The organism is Mycobacterium sp. TH-M106 (genome assembly GCF_057473765.1).
Genome location: NZ_JBYCLE010000312.1, coordinates 1 through 8,906 on the forward strand (window position 1 = coordinate 1; position 8,906 = coordinate 8,906).

Genomic DNA, 8,906 nt, shown 5'->3' on the forward strand with positions numbered 1-8,906 from the left:
GCTGGCGACCCTGGCCGGGCGGGCGATGGGAGGTCCCGCGGCAGCCTCCGTCGCCGGCGCCAACGTGCGGGTCGTCGACAAGGAGGCCGACCTCGACTTGGACAACCTCACCACGGCCACCATCCTGGTGATCCCGGCTGCAGAGGAGGCAGGCCAATGACGGGTTTCGCCATGGTGCCGCCGGAGATCACCTCGGAACTGATCTATTCCGGTCCCGGCGCCGGATCAATGGTTGCCGCTGCGACGGCTTGGAATGACCTTGCCACCGAGCTGCACACCGCGGCAACCTCCTATGGCACCGTGATCACAAAGCTGACCGCTGCGGGGTGGACCGGGCCGTCCTCGGCTGCGATGCAAGCGGCTGCCGCACCGTACGTGACGTGGCTGTCGACCACAGCGACACAGGCGTTGACGACGTCCGTCCACGCCGAGGCCGCGGCAAGTGCCTACCAGACGGCGCTAGCGGCGACGGTGCCACCTGAGGCGGTCGCCGCCAATCGCAGTCAGCTGGTGATGCTGCTGGCCACCAACATCATGGGCCGTAACACGGCGGAGATCGCAGCCAACGAAGCGCAGTACGAGCAGATGTGGGCCCAAGACGCCGCCGCTATGTCCGGTTACGCCAGCGCCTCGGCAGCCGCTACCCGGCTCCCCCCGTTCACCGCGCCGCCGAAGACCACGAATACAGCAGGCTCAGCCAGCCAGGCGGCGGCGGCAGCGCAGACGGCAGGCAACTCGACCGGCAGTGCCGTTCAGTCCGCGCCGGCCGCGCTGATGCAGAATTTGTCGACCCTCTACACCGACACGTACTCCAACGCTGCCGCCGTCGGCGAGGGCGGCATGATGGGCAACGTCAGCCTGACCGGCACCAATGTGGGCATGGTCCAGATGAAGACGTTGTGGGGCATGATGCCCTATGAACTGCCGCCGATCTCGGAATCCGAGCTGGGGGCCGGCCTCACCGCGATGCAGCCGGTGCTGCCGAACGCGGGTCTGATGAGTGCGGTCTCAGCGGACGCCGGCAACGCGCCGAGGGTCGGGCAGTTGTCGGTGCCGGCCAGCTGGGGTACGGCTACCCCGGCGATCAGGCTGGCGGTCACCGAATTGCCCACTGCCAGTGCGGCCGCGGCGCCGGCCGTCGGCATCTCGCAAGGCCTGTCGGGCGTCGGGGCGCTGGAGAGTCTGGGTGCTGGCGCCATGGGGGGTGCCGCGCCGCCAGCGCTCAAGGGCGCCAGCTTCCGCGGCGGCAGTGCGGGCAAAGGACGAAATGCCCCGGTCAAACTCGACCAGGTCATCGCCCATCTGCAGCGGCGGCGGGACGCGGTGCAGCACTGGCAAGTCGATCAGGCCGGCCTAGACGGCCTGCTGGAAGAGCTGTCCAAAAAGCCAGGCTTCCATGCGGTGCACGTCGTTGCCGACAGCAAAACCCAGTCCGGGTAACCACACCCGGCCAGATCGAACGGGTAGGACCGCCGAGCCCGACGACACCAGCGCGAAACCGGTCGAGCAGGCCGCGCGCCGGTTCGGCAAGTCGGAGGGCCACCGCAACGATCTGCCCCAGGTGGAGCCGGCATGGATACTTGCGATTTCTTGGCGACGCGTGGTTGCCAGCAACATCAACTGGATTAGGTAGGCGTCTCACAGCATCGGTGGATGGATGCCCTACCCGGTACGCATTTACCACAGCGACGAGCCCGACGATGCCGTCCCATGGCTGTCTGCGTTGCTGCGCGGAGCGGGTAGAGACATCTCTGTGCCACATGGTGAGGGCCTGCACCGATGGGGTGGCTGATCTGGCTGAAAGCCTTGGGCAGCTTGCCATCTCGTCGATTACAGACCAGGAGCCAACGCAGCTAACCACTGTCATCCCCGCGCGTTTGACCCAACCGAAATATGTCGGAACCGAGTGGAATTGATGCCAGACGTTACCTCGTATCACGTTGCAGGTTGCATCGTGTCACGGTCATACTTGTGCGTCGGCCATCCTGAGTTCGGCTGACTGATTGCAGTTTCCAGGGACCTTCCAGTTATTACTAGGTGAATTTCCAAACAGTGCCTATAGCCTTGGCCGCGTGTTCCTCCGTCGTGTTGGCTGTGGCACTGCGTTCGATACCGAGAACGGACGCCGGCAACGTGCCCAGGGTCGGGCAGTTGTCGGTGCCACCCAGCTGGGGGTAGTGCAACCGCGGCGATCAGGCTGGCGGCCACCGAATTGCCCACTGCCAGCGCAGCCGCAGTGCGGGCAAGTCGATCAGGCCGGCCTAGACGACCTGCTGGAAGAGCTGTCCAAGACGCCGGGCTTCCATGCGATGCACGTTATCGCCGGCAGCAAAATCCAGTCCGGGTAACCACACCTCACATCAGATGAAAGGAAAACTTGTGAAGCTGTTTCTCCCGCTCCTGGGTGTTGTGACCATGATCGGCCTCGCCGCACCCGCGTATGCCGACAACGACGGCGATGCAATCGAGACCGCAGTCGAAACTAGTGCCGTGAACGTCAATTTCATCAACTCGCTGCATGCGGCAGGTATCGGCTACAGCAATGACGATCAAGCCGTTGCGGCCGGCAAAACGATGTGCGGGTTGATCGAGCGGGGCCAGCGCGGCCTTCAGGTGGTCAACGAGCTTCGGGCGCACAACCCCGGGATGTCCATGGAAGACGCGGCACATTTCGCGCGGATTGCCGCGGAGTCGTACTGCCCCGCGCAGTTGGCGCCGCCTGCAAACACGGGCTAAATCAAAGAGGGCTGGATCGCCGGGCAGCGGCAATGGCTGACCGTCGAACGGTTCCCGGCTTATGTCCACGACCTTAACCCCATCGAGAGGGAATGGGGCAACGTCAAGCCGTCGAGCTAGCCAACCTGTGCCCCAACACCATCATTGAGGCCCACGCCGCGGCCCGCGGCCGAGTCCGGACTCAACCGCATCAGCTCCAACTGCGACCGGTGGTTCAACCTTCTTCGCCCACACCAGCATTTCTCTACGACCGCTAGCTACTGTTGCCGAAAATTCCTCAGGCCCCGCCACTCACCGCACCGATGACGTCATCGATCACCGAGATGGGGAACTGGACTATGGCCGCGCCGACTTCGTGGAGACCGGCCTGTAGCGCTTTCATGATCGTCGTCGGATCGCCGCCGAGGACGGCCTCCTGAAGGTTGTAAGCGGCAAACTGAGGCGCGGTGATCAAGTCACGAACGTCAACAACCAGCTCAGTGGGCAATCCCACGACCTGGGGGATGGCCTGTCCGTTCCAACTGACCAGCGTCCAGCCAGCTTCGGGATCGCCCTGAAGTACGACAACACCCGTGGCGGGCAGGAAGGCCTTGTTCGTTAACAGGTTCTCAAGGAAAAGGGGTAAGAAGATGGACAGATCGGGGTTTTTGGCATTCATCATCGACCAGGTGCTGATCGCCGCTTCGCCGGAAAAAGCAGCATCCTTGGCCGGGCCGCCCGCGCTCAGGGTGTTGTCGTAGATCGTTTGAACGGCACCGGTGAAGTCTTCGTCGAACGCCACCCCGCTAAGGCCGCCCGGCATTGACACGAAGTCCAATCCGGCCACCCACGCGGCCAAGGTCAGCTCGTAGAGAATGCCAGCAGGGCTTGAAGCCGGCAGGCTGTTGTAAATGCCGCCAGCGATCTCGTCGAGCCCGGGCAACAGCTGAACTTTCAAATCAAGCAGATCAGCCAACGGTGCCGCGGTCTCCGGCATCCGGATGTTATCGCCCGCGTAGATCCCGGCGTAAGGGCCCTGTTGCGCAAGTAAGTGGCCGACAGCTTCGGCCTGTTCCCGGCCGGCCTCATTGAGCGGATACCCGGGCAGAAACGAGCCGGCGGTAGAGATGTATGACGGCGGTCCGTCCGAGCCGTGCCGCACGAGGTCCAGCGTGATCTCCTCCTCGCCGGCGGCCAGCTGGACGGCGTGCTCCTGGGGTGCAGGTAGCGGTGGATCTACCGGGGTGGCGGTGATGAGGCCGGCAACTGTGATCGCGCCACCAGCAGTGACATACGGCCCACCAGCTAGTTTCATGAGGCGGTCCTTTGACGAGGTGATCAGCCGGCGGGCACCGACGTGTGCTGGATATTAAGGTGGAACCTACGTGAAAGCAACTTGTGCTGACTCTGAATCCTGTGGCGGGCCGGTGGAGTGCGTGAACCGGGAAAACCCCTGTTGAACACCGAAACATTTGGCCCGAGAAAACGTTCAGCACCTGGGTAAGGAAGTCGACGGCAGCGGAACGCCGTTTGGTACCGTTCCTAGCGGTCTGGCGGGAGAGTGTCATGGCGTTTGGTAAACCGATCATTGTCGTCCTGGGCCCGTGGTGCGGCGGTACGTCGGCCGTCGCCGGCGTACTGCACCACCTTGGCGTGTTTATGGGCACCGAATTCGACTGGGTCGTTCGAGAACCGCATGATACCTGGGAAGACTACCGCCTAACCCTATTGTGTCGCAGGGCTTTTGGTGCTTACAGCGGGCCTGGTGGTCAGCTCCGAATGGATGCGGGTTCTTTCCGGGCGAAACTTCGCAGTTGGGCCGACGAGCATCGGCGTGCTGCTCATATAGCGGGGCAGCGGCCTGGCGCCAAGAACCCCCTCCTGTGTCTTGCGGTTGATTTCATCCGTGACGCCTGGGGTCCGGTAGTGCCGGTTGTGGTGGACCGACCATTCGCGAAGGTAGTGGGTTCGCTGAATCGACTCGGCTGGTTGAAGAACGAGAAGGAGCGGGCTGAAGCGACGACACGCCTGATCGCAGCGCGCGACCTCGCCCTCGGCGATGCCACGACAGTCAGGGTTGACTTTGAGGCGCTTCGCGCCGCGCCCGCCGTTGCGATCCGCGGTCTCGCCGCAGAGCTGCACCTTGCGGTAACGGAGGCCCAAGTGGAAGCGGCCGCGGAAAGTATCATGCAACCGGTCGATCTGCATTCGGACACCCGCAACGTGGATCCGGCGAAGCACCTACGCGATCGGCTGCTGGCCAAGGTGCAACGCAACCCCGAGGATGCACGGTCGGTCTTCTTCTTGGCCCAGACCTATTTCGTTACACGTGATTTCGTCAACGCGCACAAGTGGTATGCGCGGCGAGTCAAGATGGGTGGCTGGGAGGAGGAGGTCTACTTTGCGCTGTGGCAGGTCGCGCAGTCGATGGCGCAACTCGGTGCGCCGTGGCCGGACCTTCAAGACGCCTACCTGCGGGCCTGGGAGTTTCGACCGATCCGCGCCGAGCCACTGTATGCCATCGCTTATCGGTACCGAGTCGATAAGCGCTACCGGCTCGGCTACCTGTTTGCCCAGCGCGCCGCGGAAATCCCGTTTCCCGAAGACGACCTACTGGTGTTAGACGCAGACATCTACACCTGGCTTGCAACCGCGGAGCAGGCGCTGTGCGCATCCTGGATCGACAAGCGTACCGAGGCGTTCACGCTGTGGCGGCGCCTGCTGGCCCGCCCCGACATTCCCGATGATGCTCGGCAACAGATTGCGGGCAACCGCGACATTTGTGCGCCGACAATGCTCGAAGCGGCCTCTTCGTACCCCGAGGCGACGGTGCAGCGCCTGCTCGCCGGCTCCGGTGAAGGCGAGGTGGTCGTCAGCCTGGTTGCCGGACCGGATCGGGGCATTACCGAGCAGACGCTGAACTCGTTTCTGAACTGTTGCCTCGATGTGTCGCGGGTGGGCCGCTTCCTGGTGGTCGATTCTGGTCTGTCAGCCCAGGATCGCGCGATGCTGCGTGCGCGCTACGGCTTCCTCGAGTTTGCCCATCCCGGGAACGGCGACGGGCGCGGCGCCCGGCTTACGCAGATCCGCGCTCAAATTCGGGGGCGATACTGGCTGCATTTGTGCGAAGGCTGGCGATTCTTCGCACCCGAGAATTTCGTCACTCGCCTGACTGCGGTGCTCGGGGCGGAAGCACAGGTGTTTTCAGTGGGCATTAACTTCGCGGACGCGGTGAAGCTGACCGGAGCCTGCGCGACCGAGCAGGACGTGCGTCGCGCCCCCGATACCGGCCGTTACGTCCTCACCGACGTGATGGCAAGTGGCCCAGCGATGTTCGATACCGAACGCCTGGCCCGGACCGGCGACCTGCACGGCACCGACACGGACCCGATCGCCGAACTTGGGCGGCGGGCGGCCGCCGCCGGGTTGCGCACCGCCAGCCTCGACGACGTGCTCTGTATCGCCACAGGTTGACCCGCCTCGCGATCAGTCCCTTCCTGCGCTCAGCCGAGCAGCGCGTCGACGAACGCGGCGGGCTCGAACGGCGCCAAGTCGTCGGGTCCTTCACCGAGCCCGACGAGTTTGACCGGAACCCCCAATTCCTGTTGGACCCGAAAAACGATGCCACCCTTGGCAGTTCCATCCAGCTTGGTCAACACCACACCAGTGATGTCGACGACGTCAGCGAACACCCGAGCTTGCGCCAGCCCGTTTTGACCGATGGTGGCATCGAGCACCAGCAGCACCTCGTCGACCTGGGCACGCCGTGTGACCACCCGCTTGACCTTGCCGAGTTCGTCCATCAGCCCGGTCTTGGTGTGCAGCCGACCGGCGGTGTCGATGACGACGACATCGGCGCCGACGGCGATGCCCTTGTCGACGGCGTCGAACGCCACCGAAGCCGGATCGGCGCCATCGTCTCCGCGCACCACCTCCGCGCCCACCCGCGACGCCCAGGTCTGCAGTTGATCGGTCGCGGCGGCCCTGAACGTGTCGGCCGCGCCCAGCACCACCCGCCTGCCGTCAGCCACCAGCACCCGCGCCAGCTTGCCGACGGTGGTCGTCTTGCCGGTGCCGTTGACACCGACCACCAGCAGCACCGACGGATGACCGGCATGCGGAAGCGCCCGGATGGAGCGGTCCAGGCCGGGCCGCAGCTCGCTGATCAGCACCTCGCGCAGCACCTGGCGGGCATCTGCCTCGGTGCGCACGGTGCTGGCGGCCAGCCGTCCGCGCAGTTGACTGACCACCGACTCTGCCGCCACCGACCCTAGGTCGGCGATCAGCAGGGTGTCCTCGATTTCCTCCCAGGAGCCCGCGTCCAGGTCACCACCGCCGAGCAGCCCGAGCACGCTGCGCCCCAGCGCGTTCTGGGATTTGGCGAGCCGCCCGCGCAGTCGTTCCAATCGGCCTTCGGCCGGCGCAATGGCCTCGATGCTGGGCACTGTGGGCGCGGTAAGCGCGGTAGGCTGCAACGGCGGAACGGCACCCGGCTCGGGCGGGGGGACATCGGCGATGGGGCGCTTCGGGGCATCGCGCGCAACGGTCGCGTCGTCGCCCACCCCAGGCAGCCCGGTGGCGTCGACGGTCTGACTGAACGTGATCCCCGAAGCCGCGGCGTATCCGCCGGAGCGGCCCCGGGTTTGTTGCGGGGCCGACATGCTGATCCGGCGCCGGCGATAGCGGACCAGCCCAGCGACAAGCGCTGCGATGACGACCAGCGCGACGACAACCAATATGGCGATCCAGAGACCTTCAGGCACGCCGCCATTGTTCCAGTGCACGTTGTTCCCGGACGGGTGGACTACCCGGGAGCGAATTCCGGCGCGCCCTGGGGCCTACCACCGTCGAACGTGCCACCCGGTCGGGCTAAGCGACCGTCAACGAATTCCGTCGTCTGCGCGACATGCTGCTACTGCCCACCCGCCAGCCTGCTGGCCTGGTCGCACTGGCATCGTAGACGCCAATACCGAGCCCAGTACCGACGACAGGACACCAATGATCATGTATTACAGCTGCAAGGCCAACTGCTCGGGGCAGTACGACGCAGCGGCAAGCCGCGCGAAGCGTACCGCGTTTTCCGTGGACATCCCGGGGTTGTTCGCCTGAAGCGCGCCGACCACCTGAAGGCCGTGCTGGCCCCGTTCCATCAGCCCGCACATCGCTTTCGCGGCCGAAACAACTTGATCTTCATTGCTGTAGCCGATACCTGCCGCATGCAGCGAGTTGATGAAATCGACGTTCACGTCGTTCTCGGCGTACGCGGGTGCGGCGAGGCCGATCATGGTCACAACGCTCAAGATCGGGAGAAACAGTTTCATGAGTTTTGCCTCCAACCGATTAGTCATCGGATAGAGGCCATCAGCCAGATTCGGCAAGTGCAGCGAGCCCCATCGCTATCAGTGAGACTACACCAACCATCGATCCGAGCACAACCCGCCGGCGTGCCTCACCTACTTTGAGCGCGTAGCCAGCGGTGATGCCTCACCTATCCGCTGGCCCTTCCAGTGCTCAGCCGAGCAGCGCGTCGACGAAGGCGGCGTGCGATCCAGAGACCTTCAGGTACGCCGCCATTTGCAGCGCAGGATGTTCCCGGACGGGTAGACCACCCGGATGAACCGACGGAAATGGAATTCACCCTGGACGCATTGATCGGCTGCTACGGTGTACTGCTGACCAGCTCCTCACCGCGGATTCGCTGGGAGATCACCGCGGTGATGCCGTCGTCACGCATCGTCACGCCGTAGAGCGCGTCGGCGCACTCCATAGTGGGCTTCTGGTGAGTGATGACGATCAGCTGCGACTGGGCCCGCAGCATCTCGAATAGCGTCAGCAGGCGTCGCAGGTTGGTGTCGTCGAGTGCGGCCTCGACTTCGTCGAGCACGTAGAACGGCGACGGGCGGGCGCGGAAAATCGCCACCAGCATCGCGATCGCGGTCAGCGCCTTCTCACCGCCGGACAGCAACGACAGCCGCTTGACTCTCTTGCCGGGCGGGCGGGCCTCCACCTCCACCCCCGTGGTGAGCATGTCGTCGGGGTCGGTCAGCAGCAACCGGCCCTCCCCACCGGGGAACAGCGCCGCGAACACCTCGCCGAACTCGCGCTGCACGTCGGTGTAGGCGTCGGTGAACACGCCCAGGATGCGGGCGTCGACGTCGGCGACCACATCGAGCAGGTCCTTGCGGGCCGCT

Annotated in this window: 8 protein-coding genes; 4 read left to right on the forward strand and 4 right to left on the reverse strand. The window is 64.6% G+C overall.

What is annotated here, in order from left to right; translation table 11 throughout:
* Window positions 1–156: 156 nt before the first annotated feature.
* The 3 genes from AC2VOP_RS10800 to AC2VOP_RS10810 all read left to right on the forward strand — a co-directional run bounded on the left by AC2VOP_RS10800 (window position 157) and on the right by AC2VOP_RS10810 (window position 2,856).
* Complete coding sequence (locus AC2VOP_RS10800) at window positions 157–1,440, forward strand: PPE family protein (protein WP_486960957.1); 1,284 nt, start codon at window positions 157–159, stop codon at window positions 1,438–1,440.
* A gap of 939 nt (window positions 1,441–2,379) precedes the next feature.
* On the forward strand, window positions 2,380–2,736 hold the full coding sequence (locus AC2VOP_RS10805) for a DUF732 domain-containing protein (protein WP_486960958.1): 357 nt from the start codon (window positions 2,380–2,382) through the stop codon (window positions 2,734–2,736).
* Window positions 2,737–2,751: 15 nt separating this feature from the next.
* A complete protein-coding gene (locus tag AC2VOP_RS10810; RefSeq protein WP_486960964.1) occupies window positions 2,752–2,856 on the forward strand; it encodes a hypothetical protein in 105 nt (34 codons plus the stop codon).
* A gap of 157 nt (window positions 2,857–3,013) precedes the next feature.
* On the opposite strand, the gene AC2VOP_RS10815 is transcribed toward AC2VOP_RS10810, so the two are convergent.
* Entirely contained in the window at window positions 3,014–3,877 is an 864-nt protein-coding gene (locus AC2VOP_RS10815; RefSeq protein WP_486960959.1) for a histidine phosphatase family protein, read from the reverse strand.
* Between the two features lie 404 nt (window positions 3,878–4,281).
* Between AC2VOP_RS10815 and AC2VOP_RS10820 the strand changes: the two genes are divergently transcribed.
* Window positions 4,282–6,189 carry a tetratricopeptide repeat protein gene (locus AC2VOP_RS10820; protein WP_486960960.1) on the forward strand — a complete coding sequence of 636 codons (1,908 nt, stop codon included), beginning with the start codon at window positions 4,282–4,284 and terminating at the stop codon, window positions 6,187–6,189.
* Between the two features lie 29 nt (window positions 6,190–6,218).
* Here the strand turns inward: AC2VOP_RS10820 and ftsY are convergent, their stop codons facing one another.
* From ftsY to AC2VOP_RS10835, 3 genes are all read right to left on the reverse strand, one after another.
* Complete coding sequence (gene ftsY, locus AC2VOP_RS10825) at window positions 6,219–7,478, reverse strand: signal recognition particle-docking protein FtsY (RefSeq protein WP_486960961.1); 1,260 nt, start codon at window positions 7,476–7,478, stop codon at window positions 6,219–6,221.
* Between the two features lie 246 nt (window positions 7,479–7,724).
* A complete protein-coding gene (locus AC2VOP_RS10830) occupies window positions 7,725–8,036 on the reverse strand; it encodes a DUF732 domain-containing protein (RefSeq protein ID WP_486960962.1) in 312 nt (103 codons plus the stop codon).
* A gap of 338 nt (window positions 8,037–8,374) precedes the next feature.
* The coding region (locus AC2VOP_RS10835; protein ID WP_486960963.1) for an AAA family ATPase at window positions 8,375–8,906 on the reverse strand (532 nt) is incomplete at its 5' end.